20 protein-coding genes and 1 tRNA gene are annotated in these 17,770 nt (G+C 65.0%); 17 read left to right on the top strand and 4 right to left on the bottom strand.

What is annotated here, in order from left to right; genetic code table 11:
• Window positions 1-16: 16 nt before the first annotated feature.
• The 3 genes from SJY41_RS19395 to SJY41_RS19385 form a co-directional block, all read right to left on the bottom strand.
• Window positions 17-679, bottom strand: a complete 663-nt coding sequence (locus tag SJY41_RS19395) for an SOS response-associated peptidase family protein (RefSeq protein WP_380783850.1) — start codon at window positions 677-679, stop codon at window positions 17-19.
• 3 nt (window positions 680-682) lie between these two features.
• Window positions 683-1,018 carry a hypothetical protein gene (locus SJY41_RS19390; protein WP_380783849.1) on the bottom strand — a complete coding sequence of 112 codons (336 nt, stop codon included), beginning with the start codon at window positions 1,016-1,018 and terminating at the stop codon, window positions 683-685.
• 1,113 nt (window positions 1,019-2,131) lie between these two features.
• Window positions 2,132-2,221: transfer RNA gene (locus tag SJY41_RS19385), tRNA-Ser, on the bottom strand.
• Between the two features lie 154 nt (window positions 2,222-2,375).
• Here SJY41_RS19385 and hspQ point away from each other — a divergent pair.
• The 4 genes from hspQ to SJY41_RS19365 all read left to right on the top strand — a co-directional run bounded on the left by hspQ (window position 2,376) and on the right by SJY41_RS19365 (window position 4,406).
• Window positions 2,376-2,771 (top strand): heat shock protein HspQ, encoded by a 396-nt coding sequence (hspQ, locus tag SJY41_RS19380; RefSeq protein WP_380783848.1) that lies wholly within the window; start codon window positions 2,376-2,378, stop codon window positions 2,769-2,771.
• A 262-nt stretch (window positions 2,772-3,033) separates the two neighbouring features.
• Window positions 3,034-3,381, top strand: a complete 348-nt coding sequence (gene rplU, locus SJY41_RS19375) for a 50S ribosomal protein L21 (RefSeq protein ID WP_107963253.1) — start codon at window positions 3,034-3,036, stop codon at window positions 3,379-3,381.
• A 13-nt stretch (window positions 3,382-3,394) separates the two neighbouring features.
• Window positions 3,395-3,685 carry a 50S ribosomal protein L27 gene (gene rpmA / locus SJY41_RS19370; protein ID WP_056055842.1) on the top strand — a complete coding sequence of 97 codons (291 nt, stop codon included), beginning with the start codon at window positions 3,395-3,397 and terminating at the stop codon, window positions 3,683-3,685.
• Window positions 3,686-3,860: 175 nt separating this feature from the next.
• Complete coding sequence (locus tag SJY41_RS19365) at window positions 3,861-4,406, top strand: GNAT family N-acetyltransferase (RefSeq protein WP_243650176.1); 546 nt, start codon at window positions 3,861-3,863, stop codon at window positions 4,404-4,406.
• A gap of 277 nt (window positions 4,407-4,683) precedes the next feature.
• Here SJY41_RS19365 and SJY41_RS19360 read toward each other — a convergent pair whose 3' ends face one another.
• A complete protein-coding gene (locus tag SJY41_RS19360) occupies window positions 4,684-5,553 on the bottom strand; it encodes a metal-dependent hydrolase (protein ID WP_380783847.1) in 870 nt (289 codons plus the stop codon).
• A 63-nt stretch (window positions 5,554-5,616) separates the two neighbouring features.
• Here SJY41_RS19360 and SJY41_RS19355 point away from each other — a divergent pair, with 63 nt between their 5' ends.
• The 13 genes from SJY41_RS19355 (at window position 5,617) to SJY41_RS19295 (ending at window position 17,630) form a co-directional block, all read left to right on the top strand.
• Window positions 5,617-6,216, top strand: a complete 600-nt coding sequence (locus SJY41_RS19355) for a TetR family transcriptional regulator (protein ID WP_380783846.1) — start codon at window positions 5,617-5,619, stop codon at window positions 6,214-6,216.
• A 54-nt stretch (window positions 6,217-6,270) separates the two neighbouring features.
• Window positions 6,271-7,317, top strand: coding sequence for a GTPase ObgE (obgE, locus tag SJY41_RS19350; RefSeq protein WP_380783845.1), 1,047 nt, complete (start codon window positions 6,271-6,273; stop codon window positions 7,315-7,317).
• 118 nt (window positions 7,318-7,435) lie between these two features.
• On the top strand, window positions 7,436-8,533 hold the full coding sequence (gene proB / locus SJY41_RS19345) for a glutamate 5-kinase (RefSeq protein ID WP_380783844.1): 1,098 nt from the start codon (window positions 7,436-7,438) through the stop codon (window positions 8,531-8,533).
• 43 nt (window positions 8,534-8,576) lie between these two features.
• Window positions 8,577-9,476 carry an NAD-dependent epimerase/dehydratase family protein gene (locus SJY41_RS19340; protein WP_380783842.1) on the top strand — a complete coding sequence of 300 codons (900 nt, stop codon included), beginning with the start codon at window positions 8,577-8,579 and terminating at the stop codon, window positions 9,474-9,476.
• 58 nt (window positions 9,477-9,534) lie between these two features.
• Window positions 9,535-9,780 carry an acyl carrier protein gene (locus SJY41_RS19335; protein ID WP_133020934.1) on the top strand — a complete coding sequence of 82 codons (246 nt, stop codon included), beginning with the start codon at window positions 9,535-9,537 and terminating at the stop codon, window positions 9,778-9,780.
• Window positions 9,781-9,920: 140 nt separating this feature from the next.
• Window positions 9,921-11,183, top strand: coding sequence for an aminotransferase class I/II-fold pyridoxal phosphate-dependent enzyme (locus SJY41_RS19330; protein WP_380783841.1), 1,263 nt, complete (start codon window positions 9,921-9,923; stop codon window positions 11,181-11,183).
• 111 nt (window positions 11,184-11,294) lie between these two features.
• A complete protein-coding gene (locus tag SJY41_RS19325; RefSeq protein WP_380783840.1) occupies window positions 11,295-13,190 on the top strand; it encodes an ATP-binding protein in 1,896 nt (631 codons plus the stop codon).
• Window positions 13,191-13,304: 114 nt separating this feature from the next.
• The gene (lptF, locus tag SJY41_RS19320) at window positions 13,305-14,498 is read left to right on the top strand and encodes an LPS export ABC transporter permease LptF (protein WP_380783839.1); all 1,194 of its coding nucleotides are present in this window, start codon (window positions 13,305-13,307) and stop codon (window positions 14,496-14,498) included.
• On the top strand, window positions 14,495-15,592 hold the full coding sequence (gene lptG, locus SJY41_RS19315; protein ID WP_380783838.1) for an LPS export ABC transporter permease LptG: 1,098 nt from the start codon (window positions 14,495-14,497) through the stop codon (window positions 15,590-15,592). Before lptF ends, lptG begins: the two co-directional genes overlap by 4 nt.
• Before the next feature lie 75 nt (window positions 15,593-15,667).
• A complete protein-coding gene (locus tag SJY41_RS19310) occupies window positions 15,668-16,081 on the top strand; it encodes a VOC family protein (protein ID WP_380783837.1) in 414 nt (137 codons plus the stop codon).
• A 10-nt stretch (window positions 16,082-16,091) separates the two neighbouring features.
• Complete coding sequence (gene gloB, locus SJY41_RS19305; protein ID WP_380783836.1) at window positions 16,092-16,817, top strand: hydroxyacylglutathione hydrolase; 726 nt, start codon at window positions 16,092-16,094, stop codon at window positions 16,815-16,817.
• A 40-nt stretch (window positions 16,818-16,857) separates the two neighbouring features.
• On the top strand, window positions 16,858-17,277 hold the full coding sequence (locus SJY41_RS19300; RefSeq protein ID WP_380783835.1) for a hypothetical protein: 420 nt from the start codon (window positions 16,858-16,860) through the stop codon (window positions 17,275-17,277).
• Window positions 17,277-17,630 (top strand): hypothetical protein, encoded by a 354-nt coding sequence (locus SJY41_RS19295; RefSeq protein ID WP_380783833.1) that lies wholly within the window; start codon window positions 17,277-17,279, stop codon window positions 17,628-17,630. The genes SJY41_RS19300 and SJY41_RS19295 overlap by 1 nt, the downstream gene beginning before the upstream one ends.
• Window positions 17,631-17,770 lie beyond the last annotated feature (140 nt).

Here is a 17,770-nt window from a genome sequence, read left to right as displayed (position 1 = left end):
TCAACGATGCTCCGCGTTAGATCAGGCGATCCGTCTGGCTGCTGCGCGTCGGAAATACCGGCCCACGCACCGTCATCCGATCGGCCGGATATGGCCTCTGGAGCGCGAGCACGTCGTCGTAACTGCCGGTCAGCCATCGTTCGTGATCGTTCGGGTTCAGGACGGTAATCATCGCCTTGGGATGCACCGCCGCCACCAGCGGATTCGGATCGCAGGTCACCATGGCGAAGTAGCGCTGATCGCCGACCTGCCTCCAGAAACCGGCGACTGCAAAGACCGGTTGGTCGGTGACCGAGAACCACATCTCGCCCTTGATCGGCTTCTTGCCGTCGCCGAGGTCGGTCGGCTGGCGCGCCCATTCGCAGAATTCCGTAAGCGGAACGAGGCACCGGTTGGCCGGATCGGCCACCAGCGAGCGCCATTGCGGCAAGTGAAGGCTGCGCACGTTGGTCTGCGCAACCTTGCGGCCCGCCTGCTTCGCCTGGCCCGCTGCGACGTCCCATTCCATGACATCGACCCCGCGCCGACCCCCGTCGTTGCGAAGAACATAGGCACGGCCGAACGGGCGCAATTCCTGCGGATCGAATCGATTGTCCATCGGCCTGGGGGTCAACCACTCGCCGGCAAAGGTTTCGACGAGCGTTTCCGGCTCGCCGCTGAACCGAGCGCGATTACACATCGATCAGACGCTCAGGCCGCGGCGACGCATCTCGCCGAGCAGCGTTTCGGCAACCGCATTGCCGACGTCGCCACCGGACTGCCGATAAGCGGCACCGAGGTCGTCGTCCGATGCAGCGCGCAAAAGGCCGCGCACCTCCGCGCTGAACTCGTCGACTTCCTCGGCCGCCGCGTCGGCCGCATCGTCGCTGGTCACGGCCGGCTCGTCGCCGGGTGTCGGCGCATGTGCCATGACGGCATCCTGCTTGAAGACGTCGAACGCGTCGGCGGCCTCACTGCGCTCTTGCAGCGCGACTTCGAGGAGGGTGTACAGGTCGAGCGATGATGCGATGTTTTCCATCGGATCAGCCTATCTGCGGCCGGTCATTTGGGCAAACCGTTCTCACCGGCACCATGACCGTAGATGCGCGCGCCGGGATCGATCGGTGTTGGCTGTGGGAGAAGCCTATCGTGTCGATGCCTACACCGGACACGGTGCTCTGACCGAGTACCGTGCATGTCGGCCAAAAATGCGAGACAAGCTCAACGCTTGTCGACGATCCATCCGCCGGGCGTGCTTCTCATCGGCACGCTGCAGGTGCGGCATACGCTCGTATCGGCGCCCATTCCTTTGAAGACCGTGCGGTGGCGTGACCGCCGGTGGCGCCCTATCAGGCACTTTGCACGTGCTATAAGTCGTTGCAGCATCACGTCTCCTGAACAGCCTCGGTTGCCAATGGCGTCATGCCGCTAGTGATTTCGGCCGCGACGTCTGCCGTGCCTCGGCGGTGTATCGGCAAAGCATGCCCTCGCCGTTCCGACACGCGCGGTAAATGCCGGACTAGCTATCCGTACGACTTGCAAGGCGTTCCTGTAATGCGTCCCAGTTCCGCAATGCCTCGGCGTCATGCTGCCTGCGCTTGGCTTCCCGCCGCGATCGTCGCCGATGCTCGCCGATCATTCTGGCGAACACTCCGACTGCCCCGACGCTTGCGGCGCTACCGGCAAGACCAACCAACAACCCCTGCATGCCATCTCCGGTACAGCCGACTCGGCAGCAATAGATAGCACCCATTCCGGTTCGATCCACCTGTCGCTTTTGATCTGAGTCCCAAAAATACACACGGGGAATGAAGCCGTTACCATGCTGACCGGCTGTTGCGCTGCTCGTCAGCGCACGCTGACCATGGGCTGGATCCGGGTTTCGACGAGGTTCCGGCTACCGGCCTCGAACGGAATCGTTCAGTGATGCAGGCAGCCAGATACCGGGACTGGCGTCAACGCAATACGCGGCTAGTCCACTCGTCCGACGACACCGCTACGGCAATCGTCTGATGTGCTGACGAACTCAGGCGCGCGGTCGAGACGTTGTGCGGCAGGCGGTCGAAACAATCTGCGACGGCCGATGCGCTATCGAGGGGGCGGCGTTCAGCCAATCCTCAATACCATGAAGCCAGTGCGGCAAGGAAATAAATGGCGGAGAGGGTGGGATTCGAACCCACGGTACCCTCGCGGGTACGCCGCATTTCGAGTGCGGTACGTTCGACCACTCTGCCACCTCTCCGCAGGTCATCCGAAATGCTGCGAACAGCGCCTCCGATCGGTCGAAGCGCGGCCTCTAATGAAGAGGCTTCGGGGACGCAAGAGGATTTTGGCCGCGTGGCGCACCCCGATGCGTTTTCCTTGTGCAGCGCAAAACAGCCCCTAAATTGGTCCATATGCCCCGACACGACAGTATCGCTCATGACATCACCAGCCCCTTGCGTCCGGCTGAGGTGATCGCACCGCCGATCTCGCACGCCAGCTTCTCGATCGGCGACGTCGTGCGGCACCGGCTGTTCGACTTTCGCGGGGTGATCTTCGACGTCGATCCGGTCTTCGCGAACAGCGACGAATGGTATTCGGCAATTCCCGAGGACATTCGTCCGCGCAAGGACCAGCCCTTCTACCACCTGCTCGCCGAGAACATGGAGTCGAGCTACGTCGCCTATGTGAGCCAGCAGAACCTGGTGCCCGACGACAGCGACGAGCCGGTCGATCATCCCGCGATCTCCGGCTTGTTCAGCGACTATGCGGATGGCCGGTACGCACTGCGCCAGGTTCACCGCCACTAAAGCGACTCGCACCGCGTCATGCCGGGCGCGTTCCGGCATCCGCCGTTGCACCTGATCATCGGCGACTGATTCGTGGGGCGACGGACGCCGGAACCCGTCCAGAGTGACAGGTCGGGTTATGAAACACACCCGCGCGCTCTCTTAAACCACCCTCGACCACCCCTTCGCGGTTGACAACTCCGGCCCCCTCCCTTAGCTGCCCGGCTTCTCCCGGCGGACCCTGTGTCCGTGGGGTACATGTATTTGGAAAGTGACAAGGGCCATGTTCGCAGTCGTGCGCACGGGCGGCAAGCAGTATCGCGTCGCCGCCGGAGATAAGATCGTCATCGAGAAGATCGAGGGCGATGCAGGTGCGTCGGTGACGCTGGGTGATGTGTTGCTGGCGGGCGAAGGCTCGGAGCTGCGCTCGGTCGAGGGCTTCGTCGTCGCCGCGGAAATCATCGCGCAGGCGAAGGCGGACAAGGTCATCGTCTTCAAGAAGCGTCGTCGTCATAACTATCGTCGTAAGAACGGCCATCGCCAGCAGCATACGATCCTGAAGATCGTCAGCGTTGGTGGCCAGACCGCCAAGAGCAACGAGGGCGACACCGCCCCGGCCGCTCAGGCATAAGGAGTAGCTTCAGATGGCACATAAGAAAGCAGGCGGCTCTTCGCGCAACGGTCGCGATTCGGCCGGTCGTCGTCTCGGCGTCAAGAAGTTCGGTGGCCAGGCGTGCGTCGCCGGCAATATTCTCGTGCGTCAGCGCGGGACGAAGTTCTACCCGGGCACGAACGTCGGCATTGGCACGGACCACACGCTGTTCGCGCTGGTCGATGGCCGCGTCGTGTTCAGCCAGGGCAAACTTGGTCGCAAGTTCTGCTCGGTCGAGCTGGCAGCGAACGACACTGCCGATATGGCAGCAGCAGCCGAATAACATCGGGTAACCATCCGGGTTGCCCACCAGGGTGACCCGGGTCGCGAAAGCGAACCTGAACAAGGGAGACGGGTCACCCCGGCTCCCTTTTTTATTGCTCCCTCCCCCTCGCCTGTCGCTGCCGTGTCATCCGGACATGCCAGGACGCCAGGCGCGATGCGTGAAGGAGAGAGCCGTGTTCGCGCGCACCAAGAGACTGACGTTGCGGCCGGGCTGGCCGGAAGATGCGCCTGCACTGGCGCGAGCGATCGGCCATGAGTCGGTAGTCGCCAAGCTGGCGCGGGCGCCCTGGCCGTATGCGCTGGGGGATGCCGAGGCGTTTCTCTCGCAGCCGCGCGGGCCGCATGATCCACATTTCCTGATCGAGACAATGGAAGCGGGCGCGCCGCGACTCGTCGGCGGGATCGGTATCCGCGCGGCGGATGCGGGGCATGAACTTGGCTATTGGCTAGCGCCGGAGGCCTGGGGTCGTGGCTATGCGACCGAGGCGGGAGAGGCCGTGGTGGCGATGGCGCGGCATGCGCTGGGCTTGCGGCGGCTGGATGCGTTTCATTTCGTGGACAACCCGGCGTCTGGGCGCGTGCTGGCGAAGCTCGGGTTTCGGCCGACTGGGCGGGTTGAACCGCGGACGTCGCGTGGGCGGGGTGGCGAAGCGCCTGCGGTGATGTTCGAGCTTGATCTGGATGACGATCGATGCGCGCCGATGCCTTTGGCGGCGTGAGACGCGCGACCGTCCCCCTAACGATATGCCCCATCCCGGCGAAGGCCGGGGCCCAATTGGAAAGGTTGCAGTAACGGAGCGATGACCTCCGTTCGCAACGTCTCCCAATTGGGCCTCGGCCTTCGCCAGGGTGGTATGTTTGGTGACGGTGCGCCCTACTCCTACCCGTTCCCCCGCGAAGGCGGGGGTCCAGGATAACGGGCGGTGTCGTTTGGTATCCTGGGCTCCCGCTTTCGCGGGAGAACTAGAAGGGGAGGGAGAGTTCGAAATCCGGGGCTCAGGCCACCGCCACCACGCGCTTCGCCACGGGCAGCACCGCCGCGTCATACTCGCTTTCCGCCAAGCCGATCAGCGCGCGGTCGTCGTGCTTCCACGGGTGGAACCCCGGCAGGAAATACGCCGCCCAGACGCCCGCGATCTTGCGCGCCATCCCCGGGTTGCCGAACGCGTACCACGCCATCCGCGCCCATATGCGAGGCCCGCTCAGCCCGTCCTGCCGCAGCAGTTCCGCCATCCCCCGCGCCCGCCCGGTGAAGAAGCGCCACGTCGTGATCAGCATCACCAACGACTTCACCCGCCAGCGCGTGAACCGTGGCCAGTCACGAGTCGCGTGCAGCCACGTGTCGTAGGCGACGCCCTTGTGCTCGATCTCCTCGGCGGCATGCCACAGCCACAGCGCCGCCGCCTGCTGATCGCCACCGGAGAGGTGCTTCGGGTTGGCGATCAGTTCGTGCGCCAGCATCGCGGTGAAATGCTCGAGTGCGGTGGTGGCGGCGAGGCTCGCAACTGCAGGCCGCCCCTTGGTCAAGGCCAGTGCCGCGTCGACATCCACGATCAACGGCGCGACGTCGTAGCCCTGGTCGGTGACATGGCGGTTGAACGCGACGTGCTCGCGGGTGTGGATCACCTCCTGCTTGATGAAGGCGTTGATCTCGGCGTGGAGCTTTGGCGGCGTGCCCTCGCGAAATCTCCGGACGCTGTCGACGAAATAGCCCTCGCCCTTTGGAAACGTCACTGACAACGCGTTGTAGAAGGCGGTCGCGACGGCGTCGTCGTTCAGCCACCACCGGCGAATCGCGGCGCCGCGGCCGAAGCGGCGGTCGCGCGGGGTGATCGTCAGATCGGCAGGCGTGGTTGCTTTCGCCACGGAAACCTCCAAACAGGAATGAACACTCGTTACTTACATCGATGTAAATAGGCTTATCGGTTCGTGTCGTCAACTCCTCGCAAACGTCTCTCTCCCACCGAATCGCGTGAAGCCGCCGTCGAAGCGGCTCGCGCGCTGCTCGTCGAAAGCGGGCCCAGCGCGGTCACCCTGAAAGCAGTCGCAGGCCGGGTCGGGCGTACGCATGCCAATCTGCTTCACCATTTTGGTTCGGCGGGCGGACTGCACACCGCGCTCATCACGCGCATGGCGGCCGACATCGTGAGCACCATCCGCGCCGCCGTGCTTCGGGTGCGCGCGGGCGACCAGGATCCGCGCGACGTGGTCGAGATGACCTTCGACGCGTTCGGCGAAGGCGGCGCCGGCGCGTTGGTGAGCTGGATGATCCTGTCGGGCGATACCGACGCGCTCGCGCCGATCCTCACCGCGATCCACGATCTCGTCGACGAGCTGGCGGAGGGCGATCTTCCCGGGGAGAAGCCTATCCAGGAACAGACGTTGACGCTCGTGCTGATGGCCTTGGGCGACGCGCTGATGGGCGCACCGATGGCCCGCGCGCTCGGGTTGCCGCGGGACAAGGCCCGCGAACTCGCCCTCGATGCGCTGCTTGCCAGCAAGGACGCCGCGGCCCCTTCCCCCTGCTGAAGGCGCCGAATCGCAGAGGGTAGAAATTTTTGCCCATTTCGCTATGGGGCGGCGATGCATTTTCTAGACCAAGCCAAGATCTACGTACGTTCGGGTGAGGGCGGCCCCGGTGCCGTCAGCTTCCGCCGCGAGAAATATATCGAATATGGCGGCCCCGATGGCGGCAATGGCGGCAAGGGCGGCGACATCGTGTTCGAATGCATCGCCGGCCTGAACACGCTGATCGACTTCCGCTACACGCAGCATTTCCGCGCGCCCCGCGGCTCGGGCGGGTCGGGTTCGAACCGCACCGGCGCGGGCGGCAAGGATCTCGTCATCCGCGTTCCGCTCGGCACGCAGGTGCTGTCGGAGGACAGGGAAGAGGTGCTGATCGACTTCACCGAGGTCGGCCAGCGCGAAGTGCTTTTCCGTGGCGGCGACGGCGGGCGTGGTAACGCGAGCTACAAGACGTCGACCAACCGTACCCCGCGCCAGCACGGCACCGGCTGGCCGTTCGGCGAGGCGTGGGTCTGGCTGCGGCTGAAGCTGCTCGCGGATGCGGGTCTTGTCGGGCTGCCGAACGCGGGCAAGTCGACCTTCATCAACCAGGTGACGAACGCGCAGGCCAAGGTCGGCGAATATGCCTTCACGACGACGCGGCCGCAGCTGGGCGTGGTGCGCCACAAGCAGCGCGAGTTCGTGGTCGCGGATATTCCGGGGCTGATCCAGGGCGCGGCCGATGGCGCGGGCATCGGCGACCGGTTCCTCGGGCATATCGAGCGGTGCCGGGTGCTGCTGCATCTGGTTGATGCAAACGACGCTGACGTGGCCGAATCGTACCGGATCGTGCGCGACGAACTGGAGAATTATGGCGAGGGGCTCACCGACAAGCGGGTGATCGTTGCGCTGAACAAGATCGACATGCTCGATCCCGAACTGATCGCGGCACTGTCGGCGGAGTTGGCGGAAGCCAGTGGCGCCGAGGTGATGGCGATTTCGGGTGCCAGCGGCGCTGGTGTCGAGGCGGTGCTCGACCAGCTGATCGAGGCGATCGGGCCGGCGCCGGGCGCGGCGAAGGAACTGGCTGAGGGCGAAGAGCCGGTTGCATGGTCGCCGCTGTAACTTGTGGCTTAGCCCTCTCCCCTGCGGGGAGAGGGTTGGGTGAGGGGCTGTTCCAGGTGGTGCACTGCTTGGCTGCCCCTCACCCCGGCCCTCTCCCCGTAGGGGAGAGGGAGCAGTGATGTTTCCGTCTTCTTCTTGCCCGCGGCTGATCGTGAAGATCGGGTCGGCGTTGCTTGTCGATCCTGATGGTAGCGTTCGTCGGGAGTGGCTGACCGGGCTCGTCGCCGACATTGCTGCTCGGGCTGGTGAAGGCCAGCAGGTCGCGATCGTGTCGTCCGGCGCGATCGCGCTTGGCGCACGGCGGCTCGGTCTCGCCAAGGGAGGGCGAGCGAGCCTCGAAGACGCGCAGGCCGCTGCCGCTACCGGGCAGATCGCGCTTAGCCAGGTCTGGGCAGAACTGCTCGCCGCGCAGGGGCTCAACGCCGCGCAGATGCTGGTGACGCTGGACGATCTCGAAGACCGCCGCCGCTATCTCAACGCCGCCGCGACTCTGAACCGGCTGCTGTCGCTGAAGGTCGTGCCGGTCATCAACGAGAACGACAGCGTCGCGACCGAGGAAATCCGATTCGGCGACAACGACCGGCTTGCCGCGCGCGTAGCGCAGGCGGCGGGTGCGCAGGGGGTGATCCTGCTGTCCGACGTCGACGGGCTCTATACTGCAAACCCGCACACGGATCCGTCCGCGACTCACATCGCCAGCGTGCCGCGGATCGATGTGGTTGCCGGGATGGCGGACGATGGGTCAGGCTCGGGGATGGGCTCGGGCGGAATGGCGTCGAAGATTGCGGCCGCGCGGATCGCGACCGGTGCCGGTATTCCGCTGGCGATTGCTTCCGGTCGGATCGAGCATCCCCTTTCCACCCCTGCCCGCCACACGATTTTCACCGCAGAGCGGACGGCGTCTGCGCGGAAGGCTTGGTTGGCGGGGGGACTGACTGCGAAGGGTGCGATCCATGTCGACGCGGGCGCTGCCGTTGCGCTCGGCCGAGGGCGGAGCTTGCTGGCGACGGGCGCGACTCGGATCGATGGCGGCTTCACGCGCGGCGATCTGGTGACGATCGAAGGGCCGACGGGCACGGTTGCGCGAGGACTTGCCGAGTATGATGCGGCCGATACCGCGCGGCTGCTCGGCCGCCATAGCGACGATCATGCCGCGATCCTCGGCTATGCGCCGCGGTCTGCGCTGGTGCATCGCAACCATCTGGCGCTCGTATGACTAGCGTCGCGGGTGAACACCCTTCCTGGTTTGGAGCGCCGGCATGATCCTCGCCATCACCGGCGGTACCGGGTTCGTCGGCAGCCACCTGATCGACCATGCGCTGGAGACCGGCCACACCGTTCGCGCACTCGCCCGCAAACCGCAGGCCAAGCGCATCGGCGTGACCTGGATCGAAGGTGCGCTCGATCGCCCCAAGAGCCTCGTGACGCTGGTCGAAGGCGCCGATGCGGTGATCCACGTCGCCGGTGTCGTCAACGCGCTCGACCGCGCGGGCTTCGGCAAGGGTAACGTCGCCGGCACCGAGGGCATCCTTCAGGCGACGCGAGCTGCCGATATCCGCCGCTTCGTCCACGTCTCCTCGCTCGCCGCGCGCGAGCCGGCGCTGTCGAACTACGGCTGGTCGAAGGCGGAGGCGGAAACGCGCGTGCAGACATCGGGGCTGGACTGGACGATCGTCCGCCCGCCCGCGATCTTCGGCCCGCGTGACCACGAACTGCTCGACGTCTTCAAGGCGGCCAGGTCGGGTTATGTGCCAATGCCGCCGGCCGGCACGCGAGTCTCGCTGCTGTATGTCGAGGATCTGACCACCTTGCTGCTCGCGCTTGCCGACATCCCCGCCGCCCCTTCGGTTATGGAGCCCGACGACGGTGTACCGAACGGCTGGGATAACCGCGATTTCGCCCGCGCGATCGGCGTGGCGGTCGGCAAGTCGGTCAAGGTGATTTCCATGCCCGGCGCGATCCTGACGCTAGCGTCCGCCGCCGACCGCCTCGTTCGTCGCGGCAAGGCCAAGCTCACGCGCGACCGGGTCAGTTATTTCTGCCACCCCGACTGGGTGTCGCACAAGCCGCCGCCGGCAGCGCTCTGGACGCCGTCCGTCCCGACCCCCCAGGCGCTCGCGCAAACCGCGGCGTGGTATCGCGCCGCCGGGGTGCTATAGCGCCGAAAAGCCGCCGCAATTCCCTGTCAGGACTGCGCCGACACCCGGAAGGAAATCCATGAGCGACCGCCAGCAGATCTACGACACCGTCACCGCGCAGATCGAGCCGTTCAACAAGAAGAACGCGCCGCTTACCGACGCCACCACGTTCCAGGGCGACCTGGAGTGGGACAGCCTGACGGTCATGGATTTCGTCGCCGCGATCGAGGACGAATTCGACATCATCATCACGATGAACATGCAGGCCGAGATCGAGACGGTCGGCCAGCTGGTCGATGCGGTCGCGAAATTGAAGGCTGCCTGAACGTTGATTTTATAGTCCGTTCGTCCTGAGTAGCGGCTGAGCGAAGCCGAAGACGCGTATCGAAGGATGTGGTTCGATACGGCGCTTCGCCAGGCTCAGCACCTACTCACCACGAACGGGGTGTTTGGGAACTATGTAGAATGACCGAAGCCGCCACCACCGCCCACGCCCTCCCCGCCGACGCGCCCGAGGTTGCCCTCGAACGCGACCTCATGTCGAAGTTCGACGGGCTCATCGCCGAACGCGACGCGCTGCTCAGCACGGGCGTGCGCGATCCGTTCGCGATCGTGATGGACGAGGTGAAGTCGCCGACGATGGCGGTGATCCGCGGCAAGGACACGATCCTACTCGGCACCTACAATTACATGGGCATGACGTTCGACGCCGACGTGATCCAGGCCGGCAAGGACGCGCTCGACAAGTTCGGCTCGGGGACGAACGGCAGCCGGATGCTCAACGGCACGTTCCACGATCACATCGACGTCGAGCAGGCGTTGCGCGAATTCTACGACGTGACCGGTGCGATCGTGTTCTCGACCGGGTACATGGCCAATCTCGGGATCATCTCGACACTCGCCGGCAAGGGCGAATACGTCATTCTCGACGCCGACAGCCACGCCTCGATCTACGACGGCTGCAAGCAGGGCAATGCCGAGATCGTCCGCTTCCGTCACAACGACGTCACCGATCTCGACAAGCGCCTCGGTCGCCTGCCCAACGAGGCCGGCAAGCTGGTGGTCCTCGAAGGCGTCTATTCGATGCTCGGCGACATCGCCCCGCTGAGAGAAATGGTCGCGGTCGCCAAGAAGCATGGCTGCATGGTGCTGGTCGACGAGGCGCATTCGATGGGGTTCTTCGGCCCTAATGGCCGCGGCGTGTACGAGGACCAAGGGCTAGGCGACGACGTCGATTTCGTCGTCGGCACCTTCTCGAAGTCGGTCGGCACGGTCGGCGGCTTCGTCGTATCGAACCATCCGAAGTTCGAGATGGTGCGATTCGCTTGCCGCCCGTACATCTTCACCGCCTCGCTGCCGCCCTCGGTGGTCGCGACCGCCGCGACCTCGATCCGCAAGCTGATGACCGCGCACGACAAGCGCGCGCAGCTCTGGAAGAACGCACGGGCGATGCACGGCGGGCTGAAGGCGATGGGCTTCAAGCTCGGCACAGAGACGTCCGATTCGGCGATCATCGCGATCATCCTCGACGACCAGACCCAGGCGGTGGCGATCTGGCAGTCGCTTCTCGAGGGCGGTCTGTACGTCAACATGGCGCGGCCGCCGGCGACTCCGGCGGGCACGTTCCTGCTGCGGTGTTCGTTGTGTGCCGAGCATACCGACGAACAGGTCGCCACGATCCTCGGCATGTTCGAGGCCGCCGGCCGCGCTGTGGGCGTGATCAGCTAGCCTCCGATCGAAATCATTGCGCCAAGGCAACGACGCGTTAGGATGTCTGCCGTGATGCGAGACGAGGTCGAAACTGCGGCCCAGCAGGGTGGAACGAGGTGGCGTATCATCATGCTGGTCATGATGGCGCTACTTGGCGCGGCAGTGCTGGTCGCGCTGATCGTGACGCTCGGCAACGCCAACCGCCAGCGTGACCGCGCGCTGGAGTTGCAGGCTCACAGCTACGACGTGATGATCCTTGCGCGGACGCTGTCGGGGACGATCGCGCAGTCCGAAGCGTCGCTTGGCCGCTATGTCATCAGCGGCGACAAGCAGCTCGGCCAGCTCTATTTCGACGAATGGCTGCTCGCGGGGACGCAGATCGACCGGTTGGACCGGATCACCAGCGACAATGCCGAGCAACAGCCAAGGATCGATCGGTTGCGCGCCGCCTATGATGCGCGCGGACGGGAATTGTCGCTGACGGCGCTGAACACGAGCTACGGCAAGAACGGGCAGGCGTTGGCGCGCTACTATCAGGCGCGAAAATCGCCAACGCTCGCCCAGATCACGACGACACTCGACACCCTGATCGCGCGCGAACGTGCCCTTCTCGACGATCGGACCGCAGCCGCGATGGGATCGGTCGAACAGTCGAGCTGGGTCGCCGGCGTGCTGGCGGTGTTCGGCGTGCTGATCGTGCTGGGCGCGATCATTCTCGGCTGGTTCACGATCCGTGCGGTGGGCGAACGCGCGACCGCACTGGCCGACGCCGAACTCGAGCGCGAGCGCGCCGACGAACTGACTGCGGCGGTTGCCGCCGCCACTGCCGAGCTGCGCGTGCAGGAGGCCAAACTCCACCAGATCCAGAAGATGGAGGCGGTCGGCCAGCTCACCGGCGGCATCGCGCACGACTTCAACAACATGCTGGCGGTGGTGCTGGGTGGTCTCGAACTGGCGCGCCGCTGTCTCTCGGTCGATCCGCTCGCGGCGCGGCGTCATATCGACAGCGCGACCGAAGGCGCGAACCGGGCGGCGGCGTTGACCCGTCGCCTGCTCGCGTTCAGCCGCGAGGATTCGCTGAAGCATGAGACGATCGAGGCCGCGAAGCTCGTCGAGGGCATGTCGGACCTGCTCGATCGGACGCTGGGCGATGCGATCACGCTCGTCGCGCGCGACGAGGCGGCGGGCGGCTGCATTCTCGGCGACTGCGTGCAGCTGGAAAACGCCGTGCTCAACTTGGCGGTCAACGCGCGCGACGCGATGGACGGTCGCGGCACACTCACCATCGTCACCGGTACGGTAACGCTAGCCGCCGAACAGGTCGGGCAATGCGCGGCAGGTGACTATGTCACGATCATGGTCGCCGACGATGGCTGCGGCATGACGCCGGACGTTGCCGAACGCGTTTTCGAACCGTTTTTCACGACCAAGGACGTCGGCAAGGGCACCGGCCTGGGTCTGAGCCAGATTTTCGCGCTGGCCCGGCAGTTGCAGGGCGAGGTCGGCATCGCAACCGCGCCCGGGAAAGGTACTGCGGTCACGCTCTATTTGCCGCGCGTCGTCGACGCCGCCATGGCCAGCGCCACGCCCGCCGGGTTAGCGCTGGTCGAAGAGTCGGTTACGCCGATGGCGGCCGAAGTGTTGCAGATCCTCGTGGTGGAGGATGATCCGCGGGTGCTCGCCGCCACGACCGGCGCGCTCGAGGAACTGGGTCACGCCACGATCGGCTGCGACGATCCCCTGGCCGCGCCCGCGCTGCTGGCGGCAAATCCGGCGATCGGCCTGATCATCTCCGACGTGCTGATGCCGCGCCAGACCGGTCCCGAGATGATCGCGGCGCTGAGCCCGTTATATCCTCATATCGCGGTGATGTTCGTCACGGGCTTTGCGGGCGAGGTCAACGTGGCGCAGTTCGGCGGGCGCGAGGTGTTGCGAAAGCCCTTCACCTTGAACGGACTGGAGCGCGCGATCGCGTCAGCCATGGCGAACGGCCGGTCCGCAAATGAACGGATCGCCGCGGAATAGCCCCCAAACCCGGTGCTGCACCTCGGTCGTGCGATTGAGGATGACGCCCCGGCTGCACGCCTCTATACCCGCGCGACCCAGCAGACCGCCCCGCACACCGAGCGCCAACTTCGCATGAAATCCATCGACCGCTACATGGCCCGGCTGATCGCGGTGCCGCTCTTTTCGACGCTGCTGATCGCCGTCATGCTGTTCGTCCTCGATCGCATGCTCGGGCTGTTCAATTTCGTGGCGACGCAGGGCGGACCGATCAGCGTCGTATGGCGGATGCTGGCCAACCTGCTGCCCGAATATCTCGGCCTCGGCATTCCGATCGGGCTGATGCTCGGCATCCTGCTCGCGTTCCGGCGGCTGTCGACCTCGTCCGAGCTGGACGTGCTGCGCGGCGTCGGGATGAGCTACAATCGGCTGCTGCGCGTGCCGTACATGTACACCATCGCGCTGGCGCTGCTGAACCTCGCGATCGTCGGCTATGTCCAGCCGATCGCGCGGTATTATTACGAGGGCCTGCGGTTCGAGCTGCGCACCGGAGCGCTGGGTGCGTCGATCAAGGTCGGCGAATTCACCAATCTTGGCGACCGCATGACGCTGCGGATCGAGGAGAGCAAGGACAAGGGCCGCGAGCTGTCGGGCATCTTCGTCCACGCGTCGAGCCAGAATGGCGACTGGCTGGGCGTGACTGCGGAGAAGGGCAAGTTCCTCGCAACCGACGATCCCAACGTGATCATCTTCCGCCTCGCCAATGGCACGCTCGTCCACAACCGACCCGAGTTCAAGACGCCGCGCGTGCTGACCTTCACCAGCCACGATCTGCCGATCAACCTGCCCAAGTTCGAAAGCTTCCGCGTGCGCGGGGGCCGGAACCTCGAATATACGCTGCCCGAACTGGCCAAGCAGGGCCAGCGTGGCGCGACGCTGGAACAGCGTGACGGCAGCCGGTCCGAATTCCACTTCCGCCTGGCCGAGGTCGCGACGATGTTCCTATTGCCGCTGCTCGCGCTCGCGCTCGGGGTGCCGCCCAAGCGATCCTCGTCCGCGCTCGGCGTGTTCCTGTCGATCGTGATGATCGTCACCTATCACAAGGTGAACCAGTACGCTGCCGACGTCGGCGAACTGGGACGGATCGATCCGATCATCGCGCTATGGGTGCCGTTCACGATCTTCGCCGGGCTGATCCTGTGGATGTACTACACGATCGCCTATGTGCCGGGTGGCCAGCCGATCGGTGCGCTCGAACGCGTCTTCTCGAAGACGTTCAAGGCGATCGTCAAACGTCTGCCAGGGTTCCGCAAGAGCAAGGCCGCATGAAACTCGTCAGCTTCTTTCCGTCGCGCACGGTCGCGATCTACATGGGGCGGATGTTCCTGGTACGGACGTTCGCGGTCCTGGCGGCGCTCGTGCTGGTACTACAGGCACTCGACCTGCTGAGCACGTCGGGAGACATCCTCGCCTTTCCCGGCAATGGCGATGCCCAGGTCTGGCATTACGTATCCCTGCGCGCGCCACAGATCGTCTCGCGCTTCCTGCCCTTCTCGGTCCTGCTCGGCACGATCCTGACGCTGATCACGATGAACCAGAACAGCGAGATCGTCGCGCTGAAGGGCTCGGGGCTGTCCGCGCATCAGGTGCTCGCGCCGCTGCTCGTCGCCAGCCTGGGCGTGGCGGTGATCAGTTTCGTGTTCAACGACCGGGTTGTCGCGCGCGCGACGGCCACGCTGAACCAGTGGCAGAAGGTCAATTACGGCAAACTGCCGATCGATCGCGGCGACCGCGCCAACGTGTGGGTGCGTGACGGCGACGATCTGATCGAGGTCGCCCAGATTCGCGGGCGGGGGGATGCCACCAAGCTGGGCGGCATTACGTTGTACGATCGCACCGGTGGCAACCTCGTCGCGATCCTGCGCGCCGATCACGGCCACCGGGTCGCCAACGGCTGGCTTGTCAGCCCCGTGACCCGGTTCGAGGTCGCTCGCGGCACGGTTACCAACCTCGGTTCTATCGTGATCGCAAAAGACGTGCGGCCGGACCAGTTCACGCTCGCCAGCGTCGATGCGGACGGGTTGTCGTTCAGTGCGCTGCGATCGGCGATCGACGACCTGTCGGATGCCGGGCGTCCGACCAAGGCCCTCGAAGGGTCGCTCTGGCACAAGCTGTCGGGGCCGCTGTCGTCGGTGCTGATGCCGCTGCTGGGCGCGGTCGCCGCGTTCGGGATCGCACGATCGGGCAAGCTGTTCGTCCGCGCCGTCATCGGCATGGGGCTCGGCTTCGCGTTCTTCGTCGCCGACAATTTCGCACTGGCGATGGGCAATCTCGGGGCCTACCCGCCGTTCCTCGCCGCCTGGGCGCCGTTCCTGCTGTTCCTGCTGATCGGCGAAGCGGTGCTGATCCGCTCGGAGGAATAGCGCTCCACGGACCTCGCCCTTTTACGCTACTCCCGGCGTCCCTATCTGCGGTTCCGAACAACCCTCGGAGCCAGCATGAAATACCTTCACACCATGATCCGCGTGACCGACCCGGCGAAGACGATCGCGTTCTTCGAATTGCTGGGCCTCAAGGAAGCGCGGCGCATGGAGAACGAGAAGGGGCGCTTCACGCTAATCTTCCTGTCGGCGCCGGGCGATGAAGATGCCGAGGTCGAACTTACGCACAATTGGGATCCCGAGGCGTATGACGAGGGTCGAAATTTCGGCCACCTCGCCTACCGCGTCGACGACATCTACGAGACGTGCCAGCGGCTGATGGATGCCGGCGTGACGATCAATCGCCCCCCGCGCGATGGCCACATGGCGTTTGTTCGCACGCCCGACAATATCTCGATCGAGCTGTTGCAGGACGGCGTTCTCGATCCAGCCGAGCCCTGGGCGTCGATGCCCAATACCGGCAAGTGGTAAGGCACCGCTGATGCTCGATATCGTCCGCGTGCCGGTCCTCTCCGACAACTATGCCTGGCTGATCCACGACACCGTCTCAGGCGAGACGGTGGTGGTCGATCCGGGCGAGGCGGGACCGGTGATTGCCGCCGCCAAGATGCGCGAGTGGCGGATCGACCGGGTGTGGACGACGCACTGGCATCCCGATCATACCGGCGGCAATGCCGAGATGAAGGCGTATGGCGCGACCATCGTCGGTCCAGCCGCGGAGGCGGACAAGATCCCGACGCTCGACCAACAGGTCGGCGAAGGCGATGTCGTCCGCCTTGGTGCGCACGAGGCGACCGTGATGACCGTTCCGGGCCATACGCAGGGGCATATCGCATTCCATTTTGCCGACGACGCGGTCATCTTCACGGGTGACACGTTGTTCGCGATGGGCTGTGGACGATTGTTCGAGGGCACGCCCGCAGACATGTTCGCGAACATGCAGCGCTATGCCGTGCTGCCCGACGAAACCGCGGTATATTGCGGACACGAATATACCCAGAACAATGGGCGATACGCGCTGGTCGCCGAGCCCGGCAATGCGGCGATCGTCGCGCGGATGGCGGACGTGGATGCCCTGCGCGCAGCAGGCGAACCAACCGTGCCGACGATGATCGGGCTGGAACGTGCGACCAACCCGTTCCTTCGGGCGACGTCGGTCGAACAGTTCGCAGGCTATCGTGCGGCCAAGGATGCGTTTCGCGCGTAATAGAGGTACGGGTAGGCGGAGAGATTTGGGGAGCGTTCCGATGCGTATGCGAATCCTGCCGTTGCTCATGCTACCGACCGCGATGCTGGTGGCGGGGTGTACGCAAACCCAGGCCGAGGTCGAGCGTGCGCAGGTCCGCGAGGCAGGCGTTCAGGAGCAACTGGCAAAAGCGCTAGCCGGACTAGTCCCGGGCAAGCCCGAGACCTGCATGAACCAGTTTCCGCAGAAACAGAGCTCGGGATTCGGCGCGACGATCCTCTACCGGGTCAGCAGCAAGCTGGTCTACCGCAGCGACACGGCCGGTGGCTGCGAGGGGATCGCGCGTGGAGACATCCTGGTGACCCGTACGCCGAGCGGGCAATTGTGCCGCGGCGACATTGCCCAGACGATCGACCAGTCGTCACGCTTTCCGACCGGAAGTTGCAGCTTCGGCGACTTCGTTCCGTACCGCAAACCATGATGCGCGTTTCGGTTCTCGCAGCGCTGGCGCTCACGCTGGTGGCCGGTAAGTCGGACCCGCTTGCCGGGCGCGTTGCCGGCACGCCGGTGCGGTGCATCGACATCAGCCAGAATGATGGGCCCGAAATCGTCGATTCGCAGACGATCCTGTATCGTCAATCGGGCAAGCGTATGTGGAAGACCGGCCCGGTTGGCGAATGCCCTTCGCTGCGACCGTTCGATACGTTGATCGTCGATGTCTACGGCGGGCAATTGTGCCGCAACGACCGGTTCCGGACGATTGCGAGCGGAACGTCGATTCCGTCGGGGTATTGCCGGTTTCGGGATTTCACGCCGTATGACAAGGTCAAGTAGGGGGGCAATTGCGCCCCCTGCCCTTCCTTACGTCACTTCGACATCCGTATTGCACTACCCCGGCAGAGGCCGGGGCCCAATCGGGGGACTGTGCCGACTGAGGGCGGCGCTCCGTTACATCGAACTTTCCGATTGGGCCC

The organism is Sphingomonas sp. R86520 (assembly GCF_042466285.1).
Classification (GTDB): domain Bacteria; phylum Pseudomonadota; class Alphaproteobacteria; order Sphingomonadales; family Sphingomonadaceae; genus Sphingomonas.
This window is presented reverse-complemented; position numbering and strand designations above follow the sequence as displayed.

Coding starts and splice junctions, on each gene's coding strand:
- SJY41_RS19395 (WP_380783850.1), bottom strand. CDS start 679: ATGTGTAATCGCGCTCGGTTCAGCGGCGAGCCGGAAACGCTCGTCGAA.
- SJY41_RS19390 (WP_380783849.1), bottom strand. CDS start 1,018: ATGGAAAACATCGCATCATCGCTCGACCTGTACACCCTCCTCGAAGTC.
- hspQ (WP_380783848.1), top strand. CDS start 2,376: ATGCCCCGACACGACAGTATCGCTCATGACATCACCAGCCCCTTGCGT.
- rplU (WP_107963253.1), top strand. CDS start 3,034: ATGTTCGCAGTCGTGCGCACGGGCGGCAAGCAGTATCGCGTCGCCGCC.
- rpmA (WP_056055842.1), top strand. CDS start 3,395: ATGGCACATAAGAAAGCAGGCGGCTCTTCGCGCAACGGTCGCGATTCG.
- obgE (WP_380783845.1), top strand. CDS start 6,271: ATGCATTTTCTAGACCAAGCCAAGATCTACGTACGTTCGGGTGAGGGC.
- proB (WP_380783844.1), top strand. CDS start 7,436: ATGTTTCCGTCTTCTTCTTGCCCGCGGCTGATCGTGAAGATCGGGTCG.
- SJY41_RS19340 (WP_380783842.1), top strand. CDS start 8,577: ATGATCCTCGCCATCACCGGCGGTACCGGGTTCGTCGGCAGCCACCTG.
- SJY41_RS19335 (WP_133020934.1), top strand. CDS start 9,535: ATGAGCGACCGCCAGCAGATCTACGACACCGTCACCGCGCAGATCGAG.
- SJY41_RS19330 (WP_380783841.1), top strand. CDS start 9,921: ATGACCGAAGCCGCCACCACCGCCCACGCCCTCCCCGCCGACGCGCCC.
- SJY41_RS19325 (WP_380783840.1), top strand. CDS start 11,295: ATGCTGGTCATGATGGCGCTACTTGGCGCGGCAGTGCTGGTCGCGCTG.
- lptF (WP_380783839.1), top strand. CDS start 13,305: ATGAAATCCATCGACCGCTACATGGCCCGGCTGATCGCGGTGCCGCTC.
- lptG (WP_380783838.1), top strand. CDS start 14,495: ATGAAACTCGTCAGCTTCTTTCCGTCGCGCACGGTCGCGATCTACATG.
- SJY41_RS19310 (WP_380783837.1), top strand. CDS start 15,668: ATGAAATACCTTCACACCATGATCCGCGTGACCGACCCGGCGAAGACG.
- gloB (WP_380783836.1), top strand. CDS start 16,092: ATGCTCGATATCGTCCGCGTGCCGGTCCTCTCCGACAACTATGCCTGG.
- SJY41_RS19300 (WP_380783835.1), top strand. CDS start 16,858: ATGCGTATGCGAATCCTGCCGTTGCTCATGCTACCGACCGCGATGCTG.
- SJY41_RS19295 (WP_380783833.1), top strand. CDS start 17,277: ATGCGCGTTTCGGTTCTCGCAGCGCTGGCGCTCACGCTGGTGGCCGGT.